The organism is Amycolatopsis sp. NPDC051061, from assembly GCF_040682935.1.
GTDB lineage: Bacteria > Actinomycetota > Actinomycetes > Mycobacteriales > Pseudonocardiaceae > Amycolatopsis.
This window is the reverse complement of record NZ_JBFBBZ010000007.1, coordinates 1-23,955: the sequence shown is the minus strand read 5'-3', so window position 1 is coordinate 23,955 and position 23,955 is coordinate 1. Positions and strand designations below refer to the sequence as shown.

Sequence of the window (23,955 nt, the reverse complement as noted above, 5' to 3'; positions counted from 1 at the left end):
TAAACTGTGTAAGCCATGCACAGTTATCTTGCCAACCCGATGTGGGGGACCTCATGCCGGAGAGTATCGACGAAACCCGGTCCTCGAGGGGCCTGGCCCGCTGGATCGTCACGATCGTGTGGGCGGTGGTCGGCGGTGCCCAGTTCGTGATCTGGCTGCTCATGTGCCTGATCACCATGTCCTTCAAGGCGCCGTTCTGGCTGTGGACGATCGGCATCGGCGGGGTCCTGCTGCTGCTCTGGTGGTTCCTCGACCCGGCGCGGCGCACCAGGGAGGGATCGGCGTGAACGACCTGCCCGCCACGACCTCCGTCGAGTCCCCCGTCCGGCTGGACTCGGTGCACAAGACCTACGGCTCCGGTGACAGCGCGGTGGAAGCGCTTGCCGGGGTGTCCGTCGGCTTCCCCGCCGGCACCTTCACCGCGGTGATGGGCCCGTCGGGGTCCGGCAAGAGCACGCTGCTGCACTGCGCGGCGGGCCTGGACGAGCCGACCTCCGGCAGCGTCCGGCTGGCCGGCACCGACCTGAAGGGCAAGAGCGAGACCCAGCTGACGGTGCTGCGCCGCGAGCACGTCGCGTTCGTCTTCCAGTCGTTCAACCTGATGCCCGCGCTGAACGTCGAGCAGAACGTCACCCTGCCGACGCTGCTGGCCGGCCGCGAGCCGGACCAGGCGTGGGTGAAGGAGGTGATCGCGCGCGTCGGGCTTTCGCAGCGCGTGAAGCACCGCCCCGGTGAGCTCTCCGGCGGCCAGCAGCAGCGCGTCGCCATCGCCCGCGCGCTCGCGGCCCGGCCCGCGGTGGTGTTCGCCGACGAACCGACCGGCGCGCTCGACACGAACACCGCGCTCGAAGTCCTGAACCTGATGCGCGAACTGGTGCGAGCGGGGCAGACCATCGTGATGGTCACGCACGACCCGGTGGCGGCGTCCTTCGCGGACAACGTGCTGTTCCTGGTGGACGGCCGGATCGTCACCCAGCTGGCGTCCCCGGGCGTGGAGGCCGTCGCCTCGATGCTGGCGCAGCTGGGGGCCCAGGCCAAGGCACGGAGGCAGCCGTGAGTTCGCGGGGGGTGGTGCTCAACCTGGCGCTGGCCAGCCTGCGGTTCCGCGTGGCGGCGTCGCTCGCGTCCTTCGTCGCGATCCTGATCGGCTGCGGGCTGCTGATCGCGTGCGCCGGGCTGTTCGAGACGGCCCTCGTGCTGGAGGCGAAGCCGCAGCGGCTCGCGTCGGCGCCGGTCGTGGTCGGCGGGTCGTCGGGGTTCAAGCTGCCCGACGAAGAGTCGGAGGTGGTCCCGTACGCCGAGCGCGCCGGGCTGCCCGAGGACCAAGTCGCCAAGATCGCCGCCGTAGGGGGCGTGGGGCGCGCGGTGCCGGACGTCTCGTTCCCCGCTTTGCTCCTGCGCGACGGCTCGCCGCAGGCTTCCGACGCGCCGGTGCTTTCGGGGCACGGCTGGGACTCCGCCGCACTCGGCGGCTACACGGTGCGCGAGGGCGCGGAGCCCACGGCGCCGGGCCAGGTCGTGCTCGACTCGGCCACGGCGAGCGCGGCCGGTGTCGCGGCCGGCGCGAACGTGGATCTGGTGGTGGACGGCAAGCGGCAGTCCTTCACCGTGACCGGGACCGCCGAGCCCGGCCAGGCCGTGCGGGCGCCCGCGTACTTCTTCTCGGCCGCCGACACGCAGCGGTTCGCCACCCATCCGGGGCGCGTCGACCTGGTCGGCGTGTTCCCCGCCGACGGCGTGGACGCGGGTGAGCTGGCCGCGCGCATCGCCGGCGACGTCGCCGGTACCAGCGTGCTGACCGGCGACGACCGCGGTTCGGCCGAGTTCCTCGGCGTGGACTCCAGCCGGCTCCCGCTCATCCTGCTGGCCTCGGTGTTCGGCGGCATGGTGCTGGTGGTCATGGCGCTGGTCGTCTCCGCGACGATCGGCCTGACCGTGCGGCAGCGGCAGCAGGAGATCGCGCTGCTGCGGGCCACCGGCGCGACGCCGAAGCAGGTGCACCGGATGGTCGTCGCCGAAACCATGGCCGTCGGGGCGATCGCCGCGGTGTGCGGCGCGTTCCTCGGCAGCCTGATCGGCGACCGGATCTTCGCCACCAGCGTGTCGATCGGCATGGTGCCGGAGGATCTGGTGTTCGCCCAGGACTACATCGCGTTCGGCGCGGGCGTGGTCGTCACGCTCGCGATCACCTTCGCCGCCGCGTGGTTCGCCGCGCTGGCCGCGTCGCGGGCCCGGCCGATCCAGGCCATGGCCGAGGCCGCGATCCCGAGCGCGAAGGTGAACCCGTTGCGCCGCACGGGTGCGCTGGTGTTCGCCGCCGTGACCGTGCTGCTGGCGGCCACCACGGTCTTCATGCCGGCCGACTCGGCCGCGGCGATCGGCGGCCCGGCACTGCTCACCGGCGCCATCGCGGTGGCGCTGATCGGCCCGGAGATCATGACCTACGTCGCCGACCGCTTCGGCCCGCTCATCCGGCGGATCGCGGGCCGGGGCGCCACCCTGGCCGTGATCAATTCCCGGACCCGCGCGGTGGCGTTCGCCGCGGCGCTCACCCCGATCACGCTCGCCACCGCGGTCGCGCTCGGCAACGTCTATTCGGAGACCACGGCGCAGCGCGCCCAGGTGTCGTCGTACGCCGGCCAGCTGGTCGCCGACGCGGTGGTCAGCTCGGACACCGGCGGCGTTTCCCCGGACGAGCTGGCCGCGATCCGGAGCACGCCGGGCGTCGGCACCGCGTCCCCGCTCGTCACCAGCTCCGGCTGGATCGAGCAGCCCTACGACGGCAACGGCAGCGACCCGCTGCGCCTGTTCGGTGTCGCCGCCGAAGACCAGGGCGGCTCGGTGCTCGCCACCGGGGTCACGCAGGGGTCGCTCAAGAACCTCAGTGGCGACGCGGTCGCCCTGCCCGAGGAGGTCGCCGGTGACCTGGACATCAAGCTCGGCGACCGGATCACCATGCGGCTCGGCGACGGGGCCGCGGTGGCGGTGAACGTGGTCGCGCTGCTCGACAGCCCGTCGAGCTATCCCGGCATGGTGCTGCCCGCCGACCTGCTCGCGGCGCACACCACCGCCGGCCTGCCGCCCCAGGTGCTGCTGAAGGCCGCCGGCGGGCAGGACGTGGACGCCCTGCTGTCCGCGCTCACCGAGCGGCTGCGGACCTTCCCGGGAACCACCGTCGGCGATGACGAGGCGCTGACGCGGAGCTTCCAGGCGGGCGCGGACGTCGAGGCGCTGATCAACTACCTGCTGGCCGTGCTCGCCATCGCCTACGCGGCGATCGCGGCGGTGAACACGCTCGCCGTGGCCGTGCTCGGCCGCCGCCGGGAGTTCGGCGTGCAGCGGCTCGCCGGCGCCGATCGCGGCCAGGTCCGGCGGATGCTGTTCATCGAGGGCGGCATCGTCGCGGTGGTCGGGCTGGTGCTCGGCATCGTCATCTCGCTGTGCACCGTGCTGCCGATGGCGATCACGACCGGGGAGATCATCCCGTCCGGTCCGGTCTGGGTGTTCCTCGCGGTGGTGGTCGCGGTGTTCCTGATCGTCTGGCCGGTCACCGCGCTCGCCGCGCGGCTCGCCATGCGCCGCAAGCCGATCGAGGCGGTGACCCTGCCCGGGCAATGAGCGATAGGGGTATGGGGGCGCCTCCGGCGTGGATAGTGTCGAATCAAACTATCCGCGCCGGGGGTGCCCCGGCTCCATTTCCTGGAGTGGATTCCATGCGCGTGCTCATGGCCGCCCCGTCGTCGCCCGCCCGGCTGCACAATCTCGCGCCCCTCGCGTGGGCATTGCGGACCGCGGGCCATGACGTGAAAATCGCCGGCCGCCCGTCGTTCGTCGAAGAGATCCTCCGCACCAGTTGTGTGGCGGTCGAATTGGAAAGCGGTGACGAAGCCGCGCTCGCCGAATCCGCGGCCCTGGCCGAATTCGCCGAGCTGTGGCGGCCCCAGGTCGTGGTCTCCGACGCCCGCGCACCGGCGGGAACGGCCGCCGCGCGGGCGGTCGGGGCCGTCGCCGTCCGGGTGCTCGGCGCGCTGGACGAGCCGGACCCGGGGGACGCGGACATCACCTTGGACACCGTGCCCCCGTCGTTGCGGGCCGAGGGCGGCCCGGCCCGCGCGGTCCGGCACGTGCCCTACTTCGGTCCGGTAGTGGTGCCGAACTGGTTGCGCCGCAAGGCGAGGCGCGACCGCGTGCTGCTGTCGCTCACCGACGAGACGATGTTCGGCCCGGTGTTCGACGCGGTCGCGGAAGCGGACTTCGAACTGGTGTGCGCGGCCGAAGCGGCCCGCGTCCCGGCCGGGGTCACGATGCCGGCCAACGTCCGGCTCGTCGACTCCGCACCCCCGGCCGCGCTGCTGCCGACGTGTGCCGCGGTCATCCACGACGGCGACGCGGCACTCGCGCTCGCGGCGGCGGCGCACGGCCTGCCCCAGCTTTCCCTGGCCGGGTCGGGGATCGCCGCGCGGATCGCGGCGACCGGCACCGGACGGACCGGCTCCGTCGAAGGAGTCCGCGCGCTGACGGCCGATGAAGAGCTGCGCCGCGCCGCGAATGCCGTGCGTGAGGAGATCTCCGCGCTGCCCGCCCCGCGCACCGTCGTGGCCGAACTGATCCGCTGATTGCGGGGGCGTCCCGGCCCGGTTAGGGGTGGAGCGGGCGAAAACATCTGGGTAGCGTTTTCCGGGGAATCACCTGGAAATTCGCGGGCAACTTACCGAGGCGGTCGATTACGTGAGTGCCATTTTCTGCTCCGCTGGTGCCGGAACGGGGGTAATGACGTGAGCACGGAAGAAGAAGGCAAGCTGCTCGGTTACCTCAAGCGCGCGACGACCGAACTGCGCGAGGCGAAGCGGGCCCTGCGCGATGCGCGGCAGGCCGACGCCGAGCCGATCGCGATCGTCGGCATGGACTGCCGGTACCCCGGTGGGGTCGCCTCCCCGGAGGACCTGTGGGAGCTGGTGGCGTCCGGCACCGACGCGATCGGACCGTTCCCGGCCGACCGCGGCTGGCCGCTGGAGGCGCTCTACGACCCGGCGGGCGAGCGTCCCGGCACCACGAACACCCGCGAGGCGGGCTTCCTCTACGACGCCGCCGAGTTCGACCCGGAGTTCTTCGGCATCTCGCCGCGCGAGGCGCGCGCGATGGACGCCCAGCAGCGGCTGCTGCTGCAGACCTCGTGGACCGCGCTGGAGCGGGCCGGCATCGTGCCGGAGACGTTGCGCGGCAGCAGCACCGGCGTGTTCGCCGGGGTGATGTACCACGACTACGCCGGCCACGCGGCGGCCGGCAGCGTCGTCTCCGGCCGGGTCGCGTACGCGCTCGGGCTGGAAGGCCCGGCGGTGACGGTGGACACCGCGTGCTCGTCCTCGCTGGTCGCCCTGCACTGGGCCGGCCAGGCGCTGCGCCGCGGCGATTGCTCGCTGGCCCTCGTCGGCGGGGTCACGGTGATGGCCACGCCCGGGACGTTCGTGGACTTCAGCGAGCAGCGCGGCCTGTCGGACGACGGACGCTGCAAGGCGTTCGCCGCCGGCGCCGACGGCACCGGCTGGGGCGAGGGCGTCGGCGTGCTCGTGGTCGAGCGGCTGTCCGACGCCCGCCGGCTCGGCCACGACGTGCTCGCCGTCGTGCGGGGCAGCGCGGTGAACTCGGACGGCGCCTCCAGCGGGCTCACCGTCCCCAACGGGCCGGCGCAGCAGCGGGTCATCCACCAGGCACTCGAGTCGGGCGGACTGTCCACAGCGGACGTCGACCTGGTGGAAGGTCATGGCACGGGAACGAAGCTGGGCGATCCGATCGAGGCGCAGGCACTGCTGGCGACCTACGGCCGGCGCGGCGAGGAGTCCGAGGAGCCACTGTGGCTCGGCTCGCTCAAGTCGAACATCGGGCACGCGCAGGCCGCCGCCGGCGTCGGTGGCGTGATCAAGGTCGTGCAGGCCATCCGCCACGGCGTGCTGCCGAAGACCCTGCACGTGGACGCGCCGTCGCCGCACGTCGACTGGTCGGCCGGCCGGGTCGAACTGCTCACCGAGGCCCGCGAATGGCCCGCGGTGTCCCGGCCCCGCCGCGGCGCGGTGTCGTCGTTCGGCATCAGCGGCACGAACGCCCACGTGATCATCGAACAGGCGGAGGTGGCGCCGGAGGAGCCGGCGACCCCGCCCGCGGTGCCCGTCCTCGCGTGGCCGGTATCGGCCGACTCGCCGGACACCCTGGCCGCACAGGCCCAGCGGCTCGCCGACCGGGTCGATGCCGCCGATTCACCGGCGGACATCGGTTTCTCGCTCGCCATGACCCGTTCGGCGCTGGACCACCGGGCCGTCGTCGTCGGCGCCGACCGCGCGGAACTGCTCGCCGGGCTGACCGCGCTCGCCGCGGGGGCCGACGCGCCCGGCGTGGTGCGCGACCGCCGCGGCAGCGGCCGGACGGCGTTCCTGTTCACCGGCCAGGGCGCCCAGCGCCCCGGGATGGGGCTCGTGCTCGCCGCGCAGTACCCGGCGTTCGCCGAGGCGCTCGACGCCGTGGCCGCCGAACTGGACCGGCACCTGGACCGTCCACTGCGGACGGTCCTCGACGACGAAAAGGCGTTGGAGCAGACCGGTTTCACCCAGCCCGCGCTGTTCGCCGTCGAGGTCGCGCTGTACCGGCTGCTGGAGACGTGGGGCGTGCGCCCCGACTTCCTCCTCGGCCACTCGATCGGCGAGCTGGCCGCGGCGCACGTCGCCGGGGTGCTTTCGCTCGGCGACGCCTGCACGCTGGTCGCCGCGCGGGCGAAGCTCATGCAGGCCCTGCCGGCGGGAGGCGCGATGGTCGCGATCCAGGCCACCGAGGCCGAGGTGACGCCGCTGCTGACGGCCGGGGTGAGCATCGCCGCGATCAACGGCCCGGACGCGCTGGTGATCTCGGGCGCAGAAGACGCCGTCACTGCCGTCGCCGCGCATTTCCCCGGCCGCAAGACTTCGAAGCTGCGCGTCTCGCACGCTTTCCACTCGCCGCTGATGGAGCCGATGCTCGCCGAGTTCGCCGCCGTCGCGAAGAAGCTCACCTACGCCAAGCCCGGGATCCCCATCGTCTCGACGGTCTCGGCCGACGCCGACCTGGCGACGCCGGAGTACTGGGTGCACCAGGTCCGGGCGGCCGTCCGGTTCCACGACGGCGTGCGCGCACTGGCCGACGAAGGTGTCCGGACGTTCGTCGAGGTGGGGCCGAGCGCGGTGCTCACCGCCGCCGCGCGGGCCGCGCTGGACGACGGCACGCTCGCGTTCGTCCCGGCTCAGCGCAAGGACCGGGCCGAGGCGCACACTGTCGTCACCGCGCTCGCGACCCTGCACGCCCGGGGGGTTCCCGTGGACTGGGCGGCGTTTTACGCCGGTGCCCGGCGGGTCGGGCTGCCCACCTATGCGTTCCGCCGCACCCGCTACTGGCTGCCCGCCACCACCGCGGCTGGCGACGCCGAAGACCACGGCCAGCAGCCCGCCGGGCACCCGATGCTCAGCGCCGTCGTGCGGGTCCCGGACTCCGACACGCTGGTGCTCACCGGCCGGCTGTCCACCGGCACCACGCCGTGGCTGGCCGACCACGTCGTCCTCGGGACGATCCTCTTGCCCGGCACGGCTTTCCTCGAGCTGGCGCAGCGCGGCGCCGACGAGGCGGGCTGCACCCGGATCGAGGAGCTGACACTCCAGGCCCCGCTGACGCTGGCCGAAGGCGCGGGCGCGGCGATCCAGGTGTCGGTGGAAGCCGAGGAGAACGGCCGCCGCCGCGTCACCGTCCACTCGCGACTCGACGGCGAGGAAGCTTGGACCCGCCACGCCGACGGGTTCGTGAGCGCCGAGGGGGACGCGCCGGCGTTCGACCTGGCCGAGTGGCCGCCCGCGGGTGCCGTCGAGGTCGAGCTGACCGAACCGTACGCGCGTCTCGCGGAGCTGGGCTACGACTACGGCACCGCCTTCCAGGGCCTGCGTGCGATGTGGCGGCACGGTGACGACGTGTACGCCGAGGTCGCGTTGCCCGACGGCACCGACGCTCTCGACTACGGCCTGCACCCGGCGCTGCTCGACGCCGCGATGCACGCTCAACTGCTCGGCCCGGAGACCGACGGCGGTGAAGCGAAGCCGATGCTGCCGTTCGCCTTCACCGGCACCACCCTGCACCGCGCGGGTGCGGCGGAGCTGAGAGTGCACGTCTCGCCGACGAGCGCCGACACCATCACGCTGCGGATCGCCGACGCCACCGGCGGGCCCGTGCTGTCCGTCGAGTCACTGGCCGCACGGCCGATCTCGCTGGACAAGCTGGCACCGAGCCGGGACTCGCTGTTCCGGGTGTCCTGGGAACCCGCTTCGCCCACGGGCGACACCGGCGTCGCGAAGGTGCTGGAAGTGTCCACTCCGGACGGTCCGGCGCCCGCCGCGGCTCGTGCGGTCACGCGGCAGGTGCTCGCCGCGGTCCGGGAACTGCTCGCCGAAGACGGCGAGACCCGCTTGGCCGTGGTCACGCGCGGCGCGGTGTCGGTCGACGGCGAGGACGTCGACCCGGCCGTCGCGCCGGTCTGGGGCCTGGTGCGGGCGGCCGAGGCCGAGAACCCCGGCCGGTTCGTGCTCATCGACGTAGACGAGCACGACGCGGGCGGCACCGCCGAGTCCGCCTTGGCCACCGGCGAGCCCGAGGTGGCCGTCCGTGACGGCAAGGTCCTCGTGCCGCGCCTGACCCCGGCGACGCCGCGGGCCGGGGAACTGAACTGGAACCCCGACGGAACGGTCCTCATCACCGGGGGCACGGGTGGACTCGGCGCTGTGGTCGCGAAACACCTGGTGACGCGGCACGGGGTGCGCCGCCTGCTGCTCACCAGCCGCCGGGGCGCCGACGCCCCCGGCGCGGCCGAGCTGCGCGAAGAACTCCGGCAGCTGGGCAGCGAGGTGACGATCGCGAGTTGCGACGTCACCGACGCGGCGTCCGTGCGGTCGCTGCTCGACGCGGTCCCGGCCGAAGCGCCGCTGACCGCCGTCCTGCACGCCGCGGGCGTCGCCGCCGCCGGCCGGGTCGAGGCGCTCACTGACAACGAGCTGGACCGCGTCTTCGCCCCCAAGGTCGACGGCGCGTGGCACCTGCACGAGCTGACCCACGACCTGGACGCGTTCGTCCTGTTCTCCTCGGCCGCGAGCACCGTCCTCGCGGCCGGCCAAGCCGGGTACGCCGCCGCCAACGCCTACCTCGACGGGCTGGCTCGCCATCGCCGTGCCCAGGGGCTCGCGGCGACGGCACTGGCCTGGGGTGCCTGGGCCGAGGACGGTGGCATGGCGGGCGAGCTCGACGAGGCCGACTTCCGCCGGCTGCGCCGTCTCGGCACGCCGCCGATGGCCACCGGCGAGGCCCTCGCCCTGCTCGACGCGTGCCTCGTCGCCGAGGATGCCGTGCTCGCGCCGGTGAAGCTCGACCTCGCGGCGCTGCGCGCCCGCACCGACGCTCTTCCGCCGGTCTTGCGCGGGCTCGTCCGGCCCGCGCCGGCCCGCCGCACGGCCGCCCGGTCCGGCGGCGCGGTCGCCGCCCGGCTGGGCACGGTGCCCGAGACCGAGCGCGAGGCCTACCTCCTGAGCGTGGTGTCGGAGCAGGTCGCGGCGGTGCTCGGGTTCACGTCGGCCGCGTCGGTCGAGCCCGAGCGCGCCTTCCAGGAGATGGGCTTCGACTCGCTCACCTCGGTGGAGCTGCGCAACCAGCTCGGTGCGCTGACCGGCCTGAAGCTGCCCGCGACCATCGTGTTCGACCACCCGGCGCCGGCCGCGCTCGCCCGGCGCCTGCACGAGCTGCTCGGCCCGGGCCGCGGCGCCGCGGAGCCGCTGCTGGCCGAGATCGACCGGCTCGAGGCGGTGCTCGGCGCCGCCGGGTCGCTCAACGGCTCGACCGCGAAGGTCACCGCCCGCCTCGACGCCCTGGTGCGCAAGTGGACCGAAGCGCACACCGGCCACGACGCGCCGGAGGCCGATCTCGGCACCGCCACCGACGACGAGCTCTTCGCCGTGCTGGACAACGAATTGGGCATCTCTTGACCTCCTCCGCTGCCAAGGCGGGGGAACCACCGCACGACCGGCGCCGGAACCGGCCGGACCAGCAGAATCGGCCACTTCGCCTGGCTGAACCCAGAAGTGTGCGCCGAGGGGAGTTTCGATGAACGGGAAAGCCATGGGGAACGAGGACAAGCTCCGCGACTACCTGAAGCGCGCGACGGCCGACCTCAAGCAGGCCAGGCACCGGGTGCACGAGCTGGAGACCCGGGACACCGAGCCCATCGCGATCATCGGCATGAGCTGCCGCTATCCCGGGGGTGTCGCGACGCCGGAGGACCTCTGGGGTGTGGTCGACGGGGGCCGGGACGTGATCGGCGAGTTTCCCGCCGACCGCGGCTGGGACCTCGAGGGCGTCTACGACCCGACGCCCGACCGGCCCGGCAAGACCTACACGCGTCACGGCGGTTTCCTCTACGACGCCGCGAACTTCGACGCGGAGTTCTTCGGCATCAGCCCGCGTGACGCCCGCCGCGCCGACCCCCAGCAGCGGATCCTGCTCGAAGCGTCCTGGGAAGCCGTCGAGCGCGCCGGGCTCGACCCGCACGCGCTCAAGGGCAGCCCCACCGGCGTCTTCGCCGGCGTCATGTACCACGACTACAGCGGCGGCAGCCCCGAGGGCAGCCTCGTTTCCGGGCAGGTGTCCTACACGCTCGGGTTCGAAGGACCGTCGGTTTCGGTGGACACCGCGTGCTCGTCGTCGCTGGTGGCCCTGCACATGGCGGCGCAGGGCCTGCGCCGCGGCGACTGCACGCTCGCGCTGGTCAGCGGCGTCGCCGTGATGGGCACGCCCGAGATGTTCATCGACTTCTCCGGCCGCCGCGGCCTGGCCGCGGACGGCCGGAGCAAGTCGTTCTCCGACGACGCCGACGGAACGTCGTGGGCCGAGGGCGTCGGCGTGCTCGTCATGGAGCGCCTCTCGGACGCGCGCCGCAACGGTCACCAGGTCCTCGCGCTGCTGCGCGGTTCCGCGGTGAACCAGGACGGCGCGAGCAACGGCTTCTCCGCCCCGAACGGCCCCTCGCAGGTCCGGGTGATCGAGGCGGCGCTGGCCGACGCCGGGCTTTCGGTGTCCGATGTGGACGCCGTCGAGGCGCACGGCACCGGCACCGCGCTCGGCGACCCGATCGAGGCGCAGTCGCTGATGGAGACCTACGGGCAGCGCACCACGGGGGAGCCGCTGCTGCTCGGCTCGATCAAGTCGAACATGGGCCACCCGCAGGCCGCCGCCGGGGTCGCCGGGGTGATCAAGATGGTGCAGGCGCTGCGGCACGGCAGGCTGCCGCGCACGCTGCACGTCGGCACCCCGTCGAAGCACGTCGACTGGACCGCGGGCGCGGTGGAGCTGCTGACGGAGCCGCGCGACTGGCCCGAGGTCGCCCGTCCGCGCCGCGCGGCCGTGTCCTCGTTCGGGGTCAGCGGCACCAACGCGCACGTCATCCTGGAGCAGGCACCGCACCAGGAGCGGGAAGAACCACCCACGCCGGTGGTCTGCCCGCTGGTGCTGTCGGCGAAGACCCCGGCCGCGCTGGCCGCGGCCGCCGGCCGGATGGCGTCCCATGTGGACGCTCACGCCGGCGGGCTCGCCGACATCGCGCACACCCTCGCCACCGGGCGAGCCCGGCTCGACCACCGCGCCGTGGTGCTCGCCGGGGACGGCGCGCAGGCCGCCGAGGCGCTGCGCGCGCTGGCGGCCGGGGGATCGCGGCCGGACGTCGTCACCGGCACGGCCGACGCGCGCGGCAAGACCGTGTTCGTGTTCCCGGGCCAGGGGTCGCAGTGGACCGGCATGGCGATCGAGCTGCTGGAGCAGTCGCCCGTGTTCGCCGGGCGAATGGCCGAATGCGACGAGGCACTGCGGAAGTTCGTGGACTGGTCGGTGATCGCCGTGCTGCGCGGCGAAGCAGGCACCCCGCCCGCCGACCGCGTGGACGTGGTGCAGCCGATGCTGTGGGCGGTGATGGTCTCCCTGGCCGCGCTGTGGCGTGCGCACGGCGTCGAGCCGGACATGGTGATCGGTCACTCGCAGGGCGAGATCGCCGCCGCGAGCGTCGCGGGGGCACTGTCCCTCGAGGACGGTGCCCGGGTGGTCGCGTTGCGCAGCAAGGCGATCGGGGACGTCCTCGGCGGCCGGGGCGGCGGGATGCTCGCCGTCGGCCTGCCCGCCACCGACCTGGGTGCCCGGCTCGACGCCTGGGACGGCCGGATCTCGGTGGCCGCGGACAACGGCGCGACGTCGGCGGTGCTCTCCGGCGACGGTGACGCGCTCGACGAGCTGCGCGACCAGCTCGTCGCCGAGGGCTTCCGCGCCAAGCGGGTGCCGGTGGACTACGCGTCGCACTCCGCGCACGTCGAGCACCTCTCCGACCGCCTGCTGGCCGACCTCGGCCCGATCGCCCCCGGCGCCGGGACGGTCGCGATGACCTCCACGGTCAACGAGGAACCGGTGACCGAGTCCACCATGGACGCGCGGTACTGGTTCACCAACCTGCGCACGACGGTCCGGTTCGCGCCGGTGGTCGCGAAGCTCGCCGAGGCGGGCTACACCCGGTTCGTCGAGGTCAGCCCGCACCCGGTGCTGGCCATGAGCATCCAGGAGACCCTCGACGAGGGCGGCCACGGCGGCTCCGTCGCCGGGACCCTGCGCCGCGACGAAGGCGGCCTGACCCGGTTCGCGACCTCACTGGCCGAGCACTCGGTCCGCGGCGGCGCGGCGGACTGGGCCTCGCTGGTTCCCGGCGCTCGGCTCGTCGAGCTGCCGACCTATCCCTTCCAGCACAAGCGCTTCTGGCACGAAGAGGAAGCCGCGACGGCTCCCGTGACCGGAGCGCAGGTCGCCGACCAGGACTTCTGGCAGGACGTCACCGCCGGCGACGTCGACGCGCTCGCCGCCCGGCTCGGCGTCGAAGCCACCCCGCTGGCCGAGGTCGTCCCGGCGCTGGCCGCCTGGCACGGCCGCCGCACCGATCTGTCCACACTGGAATCTTGGCGCTACCGCGTCTCGTGGGCGCCGGTGACCGTCGCGGGCGGGCTGGCCGGCACCTGGCTGGTCGTCGTCCCCACCGGCGTTCCCGAGGCAGCCGAGCTGGCCGAAGCGCTCGCCGCCCAGGGCGACGTCGTGCGGGTGATCGCGACGGCGGACCGCGAGAAGCTGGCCGGGCTGGTCACCGAGGCGACGGCGCTGCGGCCGTTCGACGGCGTGCTGTCGCTGCTCGCGCTCGACACCCGCGAACACCCGGAGCACCCCGCGCTCAGCACCGCGGTCGCCGCCACCATCACGCTGCTGCAAGCCTTGCGCGACACCGGTGTCGACGCTCCGGCCTGGGTGGTCACCCGTGGTGCGGTCGCGGTGGACGCCTTCTCCGACGCCGACCCGGCCGCCGCGGCGGTGTGGGGCCTCGGCACGGTCGTCGCGCTCGACCAGCCCGCCACCTGGGGTGGCCTGGTCGACGTCGAGGGCCCCGCGGACGCCGCGCGGCTGGCCGCCGTGGTGTCCGGGGCGGACAACGAGGACCAGGTCGCGATCCGGCCGTCCGGGGTGTTCGCCCGGCGCATGGTCCGCGCTCCGCTACCGGGAACCGAGGCGGAGTGGACGCCGCGGGGGACGGTGCTGGTCACCGGCGGCACGGGCGCGGTCGGCGCGCACGTCGCCCGCTGGCTGGCCGGACGCGGCGCCGAGCACCTCGTGCTCACCAGCCGCCGCGGCCTCGACGCCGAAGGCGCGCGTGAGCTGGTCGACGAGCTGGCCGGCACCCGGGTCACGGTCGCGGCCTGCGACGTGACCGATGAACAGGCACTCCGGGCGCTGCTGGCCGAGCACCCGCCGACCGCCGTGGTGCACGCCGCCGGGGTGCTGACCGCCGAGCCGTCCCTGGCCGACGTCACGCCCGCGGAGTTCGCCGCCGCCACCGGCGCCAAGATCACCGGCGCGGCACTGCTCGACGAGCTGCTGGGCGACACCGAGCTGGACGCGTTCGTGCTGATGTCCTCCGGCGCCGCCGTGTGGGGTACCTCCGGCCAGCCCGCCTACGCCGCGGGCAACGCCTACCTCGACGCGCTCGCCCGCCGTCGCCGCGCGGCGGGACGCACCGCGACCGCGATCGCGTGGGGCTCGTGGGGCGGCGGGGGCATGGTCGACGCCGAGGCGAGCGACCTGCTGAGGCGCATCGGCCTGGCCGAGATGGCCCCGGAACTCGCGGTCGAGGCACTGGGCCAGGCCCTGGACCACGACGAGACCCACCTGGTGGTCGCCGACATCGACTGGGCCGCGTTCGCGCCGGTGTACCAGCTCGCCCGGCCGCGGCCGCTGCTGCGCGCGCTGACCGAGGTCGCCGAGGACCAGACCGACCCGGTCGAGGACACCGGCGACCTGAAGGGTCAGCTGGCTTCGCTGACGCCGGCCGAACAGCAGCGGACGCTGCTGGAGCTGGTCCGCGGCCAGGTCGCCGTGGTCGCCGGCTACGACAACGGCTCGGCGGTCGAACCGGCCCGCGCGTTCAAGGAGCTCGGGTTCGACTCGGTCACCGCGGTCGACCTGCGCAACCGGCTCGGCGCCGCCACCGGCCTCAAGCTCCCGGCCACCGTCGCGTTCGACCACGTCAACCCGCAGACGCTCGCCGAGCACCTGTGGACGCAGCTGGGCGGCGGCGAAGCGGCGGTCCCGCTGGAGGCGGAACTCGACCGGCTCGAGGCGGTCACGTCTGCTTTGGACGCCGCGGAGATCGACCGGTCCCGGATCGTCGCCCGCCTGCAGGCGATGGTGACCACCCTGCACAAGACCCTGGCCGGCACCAAGACCACCGAAGTGCTGGAGACCGCGACCACGGATGAGCTGTTCGCCCTCATCGACAACGAGCTTGGCGCCTGAGAGGTATCCCCACGATGACTGACGAAAGCAAGCTGGTCGACTACTTGAAGCGGGTGACCGCCAACCTGCAGGAGACGCGGGAGCGGCTGCGCGAGGTCGAGGCCGCCGAAGCCGAGCCGATCGCCATCGTCGCGATGGGCTGCCGGTACCCGGGCGACGTCCGTTCCCCGGAGGACCTCTGGGAACTGGTGGCGCAGGGCCGCGACGCGATCGGGCCGTTCCCGACCGACCGCGGCTGGAACCTGGACACGATGTTCGACGCCGACCCCGACAGCCCGGGCACGAGCTACGTGAGCGAGGGCGGCTTCATCCACGACGTCGCCCAGTTCGACGCGCCGTTCTTCGGCATCGCGCCGCGCGAGGCGCTCGCCATGGACCCGCAACAGCGCCTCACGCTGGAGCTGGCGTGGGAGACCTTCGAGCGGGCCGGCATCGCGCCCCATTCACTGGCCAAGCAGCAGGTCGGCGTCTTCCTCGGCAGCGGCGACCAGGACTACTACGACGAGCTGCCGCCGGCGGTGCTCGCCGGTGAAGTGCAGGACTACCTGAGCACCGGCAACGCCGGCTCGGTCATCTCCGGCCGGATCGCTTACGCGCTGGGCCTGGAAGGCCCGGCCATCACCATCGACACGGCCTGCTCGTCGTCGCTGGTCGCGTTGCACCTGGCCGTGCAGGCGCTGCGGCAGCGCGACTGCGCGCTGGCCCTCGCCGGTGGGGTGATGGTGATGTCGCGGCCCGGCCCGTTCGTCGCGTTCAGCCGCCAGCGCGGCCTCGCCGCCGACGGCCGCTGCAAGCCGTTCTCCGACAGCGCCGACGGCACCGGCTGGGCCGAGGGCGCGGGCACGCTCCTGCTGGAGCGGCTGTCCGACGCACGCCGCAACGGCCACCAGGTCCTCGCCGTCGTGCGTGGCACGGCGGTCAACTCCGACGGCGCGTCCAACGGCCTCACCGCGCCCAACGGCCCGTCCCAGCAGCGTGTCATCCGCCAGGCGCTGGCCAACGCGCAGCTCTCGGCGTCCGATGTGGACGCCGTCGAAGGGCACGGCACCGGCACCACGCTGGGCGACCCGATCGAGGCGCAGGCCCTGCTCGCCACCTACGGCCAGGACCGCGACCGCCCGCTGTGGCTCGGCTCGATCAAGTCGAACATCGGCCACGCCCAGGGTGCGGCCGGCGTCGGCGGCGTGATCAAGATGGTGCAGGCGCTGCGCAACGGCGTGCTGCCGAAGACCCTGCACGTCACCGAGCCGAGCGCCGAGGTCGATTGGACCGCCGGGAACGTCTCGTTGCTGACGGAGGAGCGTCCGTGGCCGGTTGGGGAGAAGCCGCGCCGCGCCGGTGTCTCGTCGTTCGGTGTCAGCGGGACCAACGCGCACGTGATCGTCGAGGAAGCCCCCGCCATCGAGGTCGCGGAAACCACGCCGAGCTGGCCCGCCGAAGTGCCGGTCCCGTGGCCCCTGTCCGGGCACGGCGCCACCGCGCTCAAGGCGCAGGCCTCGAAGCTGCTGTCCGTCGTGGACGGAGTCTCGCCGCTCGATCTCGGGTTCTCGCTGGCGACGTCCCGCTCGCCGCTGAGCCACCGCGCGGTGGTGCTCGACGGCAAGGCGGGTCTCACGGCCTTGGCGGCCGGCGAGCTGGTCACCGGCACCGCCGTCGAGGGACTCACCGCGTTCCTCTTCTCCGGCCAGGGCGCTCAGCGCGCGGGCATGGGGGCCGAGCTGGCCGCCGCGTTCCCGGTGTTCGCTCAGGCACTGGACGAGGTCTTCGCCGAGCTGGACCCGCACCTCGACCGTCCACTGAAGACGGTCATCTTCGAGAAGCCGCGCCTGATCAACCAGACCGGCTACACCCAGCCCGCGCTGTTCGCGATCGAGGTGGCGCTGTTCCGGCTGCTGTCTTCCTGGGGCATCCGGCCCGACTTCCTGCTCGGCCACTCGGTCGGCGAGCTGGCCGCGGCGCACGTCGCGGGCGTGCTGTCGCTGGCCGACGCCTGCACCCTCGTCGCGGCACGGGCGAAGCTGATGCAGGCGTTGCCGACCGGCGGCGCCATGGTCGCACTGCAGGCGACCGAGGACGAGGTCACGCCGCAGCTGAGCGCCGACGTGAGCATCGCCGCCATCAACGGCCCGGACTCCGTGGTGCTTTCCGGCACCGAAGACGCCGTCGCCGCCGTGGTCGCGCGCTTCGAGGGCCGCAAGTCCTCGAAGCTGAAGGTGTCGCACGCGTTCCACTCGCCGCTGATGGAGCCGATGCTGGCGGAGTTCGCCGCCGTCGCCCGCACGCTCACCTACTCCGCGCCCACGATCCCGCTCGTCTCGAACGTCTCCGGCGCGCTCGCCGGGGCCGAGGTCGCGACGCCGGAATACTGGGTCTCGCACGTCCGCGCCGCCGTCCGGTTCCACGACGGGCTCACCGCGCTCTCGGCGCAGGGCGTCTCCCGGTTCGTCGAGGTCGGGCCGGACGGGGTGCTCTCCGCGCTCGCCCGGCACGCTTTTGGACAGCAGAGCCTCGACGCGGTGGTCGTGCCGGTCCTGCGCAAGGACCGGCCGGAGCCGCAGGCGGCGCTCACGGCGCTCGCCGAGCTGTTCGTCAGCGGGCTCGTCCCGGACTGGGCCGCGGTCTTCGCCGGCCGCGGCGCGCAGCGCGTCGACCTGCCGCCGTACGAGTTCCAGCGCAAGCGTTACTGGCTCGACGCCCGCGCCAACCGCGACGAGGTGACCGCGGTCGGCCTCACTTCGGCCGGGCACCCGCTGCTCGGCGCCGCCGTCGCGCTCGCCGACACCGACGGCGTGGTGCTCACCGGGCGGCTTTCGGTGGAGACGCACGCGTGGCTGGCCGAGCACCGGCTCGGCGACGTCGTCACCGTGCCCGGCACGGCGTTCCTGGAGCTGGTGGTCCGCGCCGGCGACCAGGTCGGCAGCGGCCGGATCGAGGAACTCACGCTCAGCAGCCCGCTGGTGGTGCCGGAGCGGGGCGGCGTCCAGGTCCAGGTGACCGTGGGCGCGGCGGGGGAGCACGGTGTCCGCGCCGTGACCGTCCACTCGCGACCGGAAGGGGCCGACGGCGAACCGTGGACGCTGCACGCGAGCGGCACGGTCGCGCCCCAGTCCTACCGGGGCGGGGTGGAGCTGGCCGAGTGGCCGCCCGCCGGTGCCGAGCCGGTCGGGATCGAGGGCGTGTACGACGATTTCGCCGACACCGGCCTCACCTACGGCCCGCTGTTCCGTTCGCTGCGCGCGGTGTGGAGCCGCGGGCGCGAGGTGTTCGCCGAGGTCGTCCTGCCCGAGGACAGCGACGCCGAGCGCTTCGGCCTGCACCCGGCGGCGCTCGACGCCTGCACCCACGCCCTGCGCGTCGCGGGCGGTGGTGACGGCGGGGTCGGCCGGGTCCCGTTCTGCTGGACCGGCGTCGAGCTGCACGCCACCGGTGCCTCGGCGCTGCGGGTGCGATTCACGCCGACCACCGAGGACGGCTACGAGGTCGCGCTCGCCGACGCCACCGGGGCGCCCGTCGCCACCGTGGCCGAAACCGTGTTCCGCGCGTTCACCACGCCGGTCGCCGCCGACGCGGCCGCCCCGCTGTACCGCGTCGAATGGCGGCGCGCGGTTGTTCCCGAGTCCGCTGTGGACACTTCGAACGTGCAGATCTTCGACTGCACCGGCAAGGCGGGCACCGCGGAGGAGACGCACACGCTGACCCACCGCGTGCTCGCCGCCGCGCAGGCCTGGCTGGCCGAGGACCATCCCGAGGACGCGCGGCTGGTCGTCGTGACCCGCGGTGCGGTTTCGGTCGGCGGCGCCGACGTGACCGACCTGGCCGCGTCCGCTGCCTGGGGCCTCGTGCGCTCGGCGCAGGAGGAGAACCCGGACGCGTTCGTCCTGCTCGACGTGGGCACCGGCTTCGACGTCGAAACCGTGCTGCCGCAGGTGCTCGCGACCGGTGAGCCGCAGGCCGCGGTCCGCCACGGCGTCGTGCTCGCCCCGCGCCTCGTCCGCACCGAACCCGGGGCCGAGCCCCCGTACTTCCACCCGCAGGGCACTGTGCTGGTCACCGGCGCCTCCGGCGCGCTCGGCGGCAAGCTCGCCCGGCACCTGGTCGCCGAGCACCACGTCCGCCGGCTGCTGCTGGTCAGCCGCCGCGGCACGCCCGAGCTGACCCGCCTGGCCACCGACCTCGGTGAGCTGGGGGTGGACGTCGAGATCGCGCAGTGCGACGTCGCCGACCGCGCCGCGCTCGCCGCGGTGCTGGCCGCCATCCCGGCGGAGAACCCGCTCACCTCGGTCGTGCACGCCGCCGGGGTGCTCGACGACGGCGTGGTCACCGCGCTCACCCCCGAGCGCGTCGACGCCGTGCTGCGGCCGAAGGTCGACGGCGCGCTGAACCTGCACGTGCTCACCCGCGACACGGCGCTCGCGGCGTTCGTGCTGTTCTCCTCGGTGTCCGGCGTGCTCGGCGCGCCCGGCCAGGGCAGCTACGCCGCGGCCAACGCGTTCCTCGACGCCCTCGCGGCGCACCGCGTCGCGCACGGTCTGCCCGGGCTGTCGCTCGACTGGGGCCTGTGGGGCGAGGTCGGCGGCATGGGCGGCACGTTGTCCGCCGAGGAAGTCGCCCGCCTGGCCACCGGCGGCGTCGTGCCTCTGTCCACTTCGGACGGACTCGCGCTGTTCGACCGGGCGCTCGCCGCCCGGCAGGCCACCGTCGTCCCGGCGAAGCTGGACTTGCCGACCCTCCGGAAGCTCGACCGCATCCCGAAGACCCTGGAAGAGCTCACCGGCGTGCCCACCCGGCGCATCGCCGCGAGCGCGACCGCGGCTCCGGCCGACTCCTTCACCACCCGGCTGCTGGCCCGGCCCGAGGCCGACCGCGCCGACGCCGTGCTGGAACTGGTGCGCGGGCACGCCGCCACCGTGCTCGGCTACGGCGGTGCCCACGAGATCGAGTCGTCGGCCCAGTTCTCCTCGCTCGGCTTCGACTCGCTCAGCGCGATCGAACTGCGCAACGGGCTCACCGCGGCCACCGGGCAGCGGCTGCCCGCGACCCTGATCTTCGACCACCCGACGCCGTCGGCGCTGGCGGCCCACCTGCTGGCCGAGCTGGCGGGAACGGGGGACGAGATCACCGCGGTGCCCTCGGCCACCGCCTCCGACGAGCCCATCGCGATCGTCGGCATGGCCTGCCGGCTGCCGGGCGGGATCACCTCGCCGGAGCAGCTGTGGGACCTGGTGGCCGGCGGCCGCGACGCCATCGGCGACTTCCCGGCCGACCGCGGCTGGGACGTCGACGGCCTGCTGGACCCGACCGGTCGCCGGCCCGGCACCACCTACGTCGCCCGCGGCGGGTTCGTCTACGACGCCGGCGACTTCGACCCGGCTTTCTTCGGCGTCTCGCCGAAGGAAGCCCCGGCCATCGACCCCCAGCAGCGGCTGCTGCTGGAAGCGTGCTGGGAAGCCGTCGAGCGCGCGGGCATCGACCCGGTCTCGCTCAAGGGCAGCCCGACCGGCGTGTACGCGGGTGTGCAGTACCACGACTACGTGGGCGCGAACAGCGCCGGTTCCATCGTCACCGGCCGCGTGTCCTACACCCTCGGCCTGGAGGGCCCGGCGGTCAGCGTGGACACGGCGTGCTCGTCGTCGCTGGTCGCCATGCACATGGCGGCGCAGGCGCTGCGCAGCGGCGACTGCACACTCGCGCTGGCCGGTGGGGTCACGGTGATGGCGACTCCGGAGACGTTCGTCGAGTTCAGCCGCCAGCAGGGCCTGGCCCCCGACGGGCGGTGCAAGGTCTTCTCCGACGACGCCGACGGCACCACCTGGTCCGAAGGCGTCGGCGTGCTGGTGCTGGAGCGGCTGTCCGAAGCCCGGCGGCTCGGTCATCCGGTGCTCGCGGTGCTCAAGGGCAGCGCGGTGAACCAGGACGGCACGTCCAACGGGCTCACCGCGCCCAACGGTCCCGCCCAGCAGCGCGTGATCCGCGCGGCGCTGGCCGACGCCGGCCTGAGCGCGGCCGACGTGGACGCCGTCGAGGCGCACGGCACGGGCACGAAGCTGGGCGACCCGATCGAGGTCCAGGCGCTGCTCGCCACCTACGGCAAGGAGACCTCAAGCGACCGTCCCTTGTGGATCGGGTCGGTGAAGTCGAACATCGGGCACACGCAGGCGGCGGCCGGCACGGCCGGGGTCATCAAGATGGTGCTGGCCATGCGCCACGGCGAGCTGCCCGCGACGCTGAACGTCGGCCGTCCCTCGAGTGAGATCGACTGGTCGTCGGGCGCCGTCCGGGTGCTGGCCGAGCCGGTGAAGTGGCTGCCGAACGGGCACACCCGCCGCGCGGGCGTCTCGTCGTTCGGCGTGAGCGGCACCAACGCGCACGTGATCCTGGAAGAGGGCGACCGGCCCGAGGTCGTGAGCGGCGGCGTGCCCTCCTACGACGGTCCGGTCGCCTGGCCGGTCTCCGGCCGCGGCGCCGCGGCGTTGCGGGCGCAGGCCGAGCAGCTCATGTCCTATGTGGACGAAGAGCCCGAAGGCAGCCTCGCCGACATCGGCTTCTCGCTGGCCACCACGCGCGGCGCGTTCGACCGCCGGGCGGTGCTGATCGGCAGCCGGTCACCGCAGTTCGTCCGCGGACTCGCGGCGCTGGTCGACGAGGAGGAAGCCCGCGGGGTCGTCGCCGGGATCGCCACGGCGGGCGGACGCACGGCGTTCCTGTTCGCCGGCCAGGGTTCGCAGCGCGCGAAGATGGGCGCCCGGCTCGCCGGGCAGTACCCGGCGTTCGCGGCCGCGTACGACGAGGTCTGCGCCGAACTCGACCGGCACCTGGACCGCCCGATCCGCTCGATCATCGACACCGGGGAGGGGCTCGGGGAGACCCGCTACACCCAGCCCGCGCTGTTCGCGCTGGAGGTCGCGCTGTTCCGCCTGGTCCGCTCGTGGGGCGTCAAGCCGGACGTGCTCGCCGGGCACTCGATCGGCGAGCTCGCCGCGGCCTGCTGCGCCGGCGTGTTCTCCCTCGAAGACGCGGCGAAGCTGGTGGTCGCCCGGGGTGCGCTGATGCAGGCGCTGCCCACGGGCGGGGCGATGGTGGCGATCGAAGCGACGCCCGACGCGGTGCTCGAAGCCGCGGGGGACAGCGTCGACATCGCCGCCGTCAACGGCCCGAGCGCGGTCGTCATCTCGGGCGCGGCCGACGCCGTGGCCGAGGTCGCGGCGAAGTTCGAGCGCACCAAGCAGCTGCGCGTCTCGCACGCGTTCCACTCCCGCCTGATGGAGCCGATGCTCGAAGAGTTCCGCGCGGTCGCTTCGGAGCTGACTTACGCGTCGCCGCGCGTTCCGGTGATCTCCACGGTCACCGGCGGGCCGGCCGAGCTGACCTCGCCGGAGTACTGGGTCCAGCAGGTCCGCGAGGGCGTCCGGTTCCTCGACGCGGTCACCCGCGCCGCCGCCGACGGCGTCACCCGCTTCCTGGAGCTGGGCCCGGACACCACGCTCACCGCGATGACCGCGGGCTGCCTCGACGAGCAGCCCGAGGTGCTGGCTTCGCTGCTGCACAAGGAGAACGACGAGGCCGTGGCCGCGCTGACCGGGGTCGCGCAGCTGCACGTCAGCGGCGTCGACGTCGACTGGGCCGCGATCTACGAGCCGGCCGGCGCCCGGCCGGTGCCGGTGCCGACCTACCCGTTCCAGCGGCAGCGCTTCTGGCTGGAGAGCACCGGCGGCGCCGTCGGCGAGGAGGACCACCCGCTGCTCGGGTCGGCCCTGGAACTGGCCGACGCCGACGGGCTGCTGTTCAGCGGACGGCTGTCCGTCGGCACGCACCCGTGGCTGGCCGACCACGTCGTCGGCGGCTCGATCCTGTTCCCCGGCACCGGATTCGTCGAGATGGCGATCCGCGCCGGCGACGAGGCCGGCTGCCCGCGGCTCGACGAGCTGACCCTCGAGTACCCGCTGGTCGTCCCCGAGCGGGCCGGCATCCGCGTGCAGTTCGCCCTCGGCGCGCCCGACGGCGACGGCACCCGGACGTTCAGCGTGCACTCCCGGGCGGAAGGCGACAGCGGCGCCTGGACGCGCCACGCGACCGGCAAGCTCGCCAAGGCGGGCAAGGCCGCGAAGTTCGAGCTGACCGAGTGGCCGCCCGCCGGCGCCGAGCAGGTCCGGCTGGAGGGCACCTACGAGGAACTGGCCGCCGACGGCTTGGCCTACGGTCCCGCGTTCCGCGGGCTCGTCGCGGCCTGGAAGCGTGACGGCGAAGCGTTCGCGGAGATCCAGCTGCCCGCTTCGGTGTCCGATGTGGACCGGTACGGCATCCACCCCGCCGTGCTCGACGCCGCGCTGCACACCATCGGCGTCTCCGGGGCGGCCGGGGACGAACCGGCGCTGCCGTTCGGCTGGGAGGGCGTCCGGTTGCACGCCGTCGGGGCGACGACCCTGCGGGTCCACGTCCGCCCGGTCGGCACCGGCGCGGTCTCCCTCGACGTCGCCGACGGTGCCGGGGCTCCGGTCGCGTCGGTGGAGTCCCTGCTGCTGCGCCCGATGTCCGCGGTGCCGCAGCCGGTGCGGACCGGTGGCGGCGACTCGCTGTTCCGCGTCGCCTGGGAGCGGACCGACCTCGACGCCGTCGCCGAGGTCACCGACTGGACCGTGCTGGGCCCGGACGCCTTCGGCCTCACCGAGGCGCTGGGCGCCAAGGCGGCCGGCTCGGTTGCCGAGGCGAGTGGCCTGGTCGTGCTGCCCGCGGGCGGCACGGACGACGTCCACGCCGAACTGCACCGCGTGCTCGGCCTGCTGCAGGACTGGCTGACCGGGTCCACCGGTTCGCTGGTCGTGGTGACCCGGGGCGCGGTGGCCACCGAGGCGGGGGAGAACCCCGACCCGGCCGGGGCCGCGGTGGCGGGCCTGGTGCGCTCGGCGCAGGCCGAGCACCCCGGCCGGATCGCGCTGGCCGACCTCGGCGCGGGCACCCCGACCGGCCGGACGCTGGCCGCGGTGTCGGCCTCCGACGAACCGCAGGTGGCGTTGCGGGCGGGCGCGGTGCTGGTGCCGCGGC

Annotated in this window: 7 protein-coding genes; all 7 read left to right on the top strand. The window is 74.0% G+C overall.

Annotated elements, in window-relative coordinates:
• Nucleotides 1-53 precede the first annotated feature (53 nt).
• On the top strand, nt 54-287 hold the full coding sequence (locus tag AB0N03_RS11440) for a hypothetical protein (protein WP_364369018.1): 234 nt from the start codon (nt 54-56) through the stop codon (nt 285-287).
• Nucleotides 284-1,057 carry an ABC transporter ATP-binding protein gene (locus AB0N03_RS11435; protein ID WP_364369015.1) on the top strand — a complete coding sequence of 258 codons (774 nt, stop codon included), beginning with the start codon at nt 284-286 and terminating at the stop codon, nt 1,055-1,057. Before AB0N03_RS11440 ends, AB0N03_RS11435 begins: the two co-directional genes overlap by 4 nt.
• On the top strand, nt 1,054-3,618 hold the full coding sequence (locus AB0N03_RS11430) for an FtsX-like permease family protein (RefSeq protein WP_364369012.1): 2,565 nt from the start codon (nt 1,054-1,056) through the stop codon (nt 3,616-3,618). The genes AB0N03_RS11435 and AB0N03_RS11430 overlap by 4 nt, the downstream gene beginning before the upstream one ends.
• Before the next feature lie 95 nt (nt 3,619-3,713).
• Complete coding sequence (locus AB0N03_RS11425) at nt 3,714-4,616, top strand: nucleotide disphospho-sugar-binding domain-containing protein (RefSeq protein ID WP_364369009.1); 903 nt, start codon at nt 3,714-3,716, stop codon at nt 4,614-4,616.
• 159 nt (nt 4,617-4,775) lie between these two features.
• Nucleotides 4,776-10,034 carry a type I polyketide synthase gene (locus AB0N03_RS11420; protein WP_364369006.1) on the top strand — a complete coding sequence of 1,753 codons (5,259 nt, stop codon included), beginning with the start codon at nt 4,776-4,778 and terminating at the stop codon, nt 10,032-10,034.
• 118 nt (nt 10,035-10,152) lie between these two features.
• A complete protein-coding gene (locus AB0N03_RS11415; protein WP_364369003.1) occupies nt 10,153-14,916 on the top strand; it encodes a type I polyketide synthase in 4,764 nt (1,587 codons plus the stop codon).
• A 14-nt stretch (nt 14,917-14,930) separates the two neighbouring features.
• Nucleotides 14,931-23,955 (top strand): SDR family NAD(P)-dependent oxidoreductase (locus AB0N03_RS11410; protein WP_364369000.1); only part of this gene is annotated, 9,025 nt, incomplete at its 3' end.

Excerpts from the sequence above, each read along its gene's own strand:
- AB0N03_RS11440 (WP_364369018.1), top strand. The coding sequence starts at position 54 with ATGCCGGAGAGTATCGACGAAACCCGGTCCTCGAGGGGCCTGGCCCGC.
- AB0N03_RS11425 (WP_364369009.1), top strand. The coding sequence starts at position 3,714 with ATGCGCGTGCTCATGGCCGCCCCGTCGTCGCCCGCCCGGCTGCACAAT.
- AB0N03_RS11415 (WP_364369003.1), top strand. The coding sequence starts at position 10,153 with ATGAACGGGAAAGCCATGGGGAACGAGGACAAGCTCCGCGACTACCTG.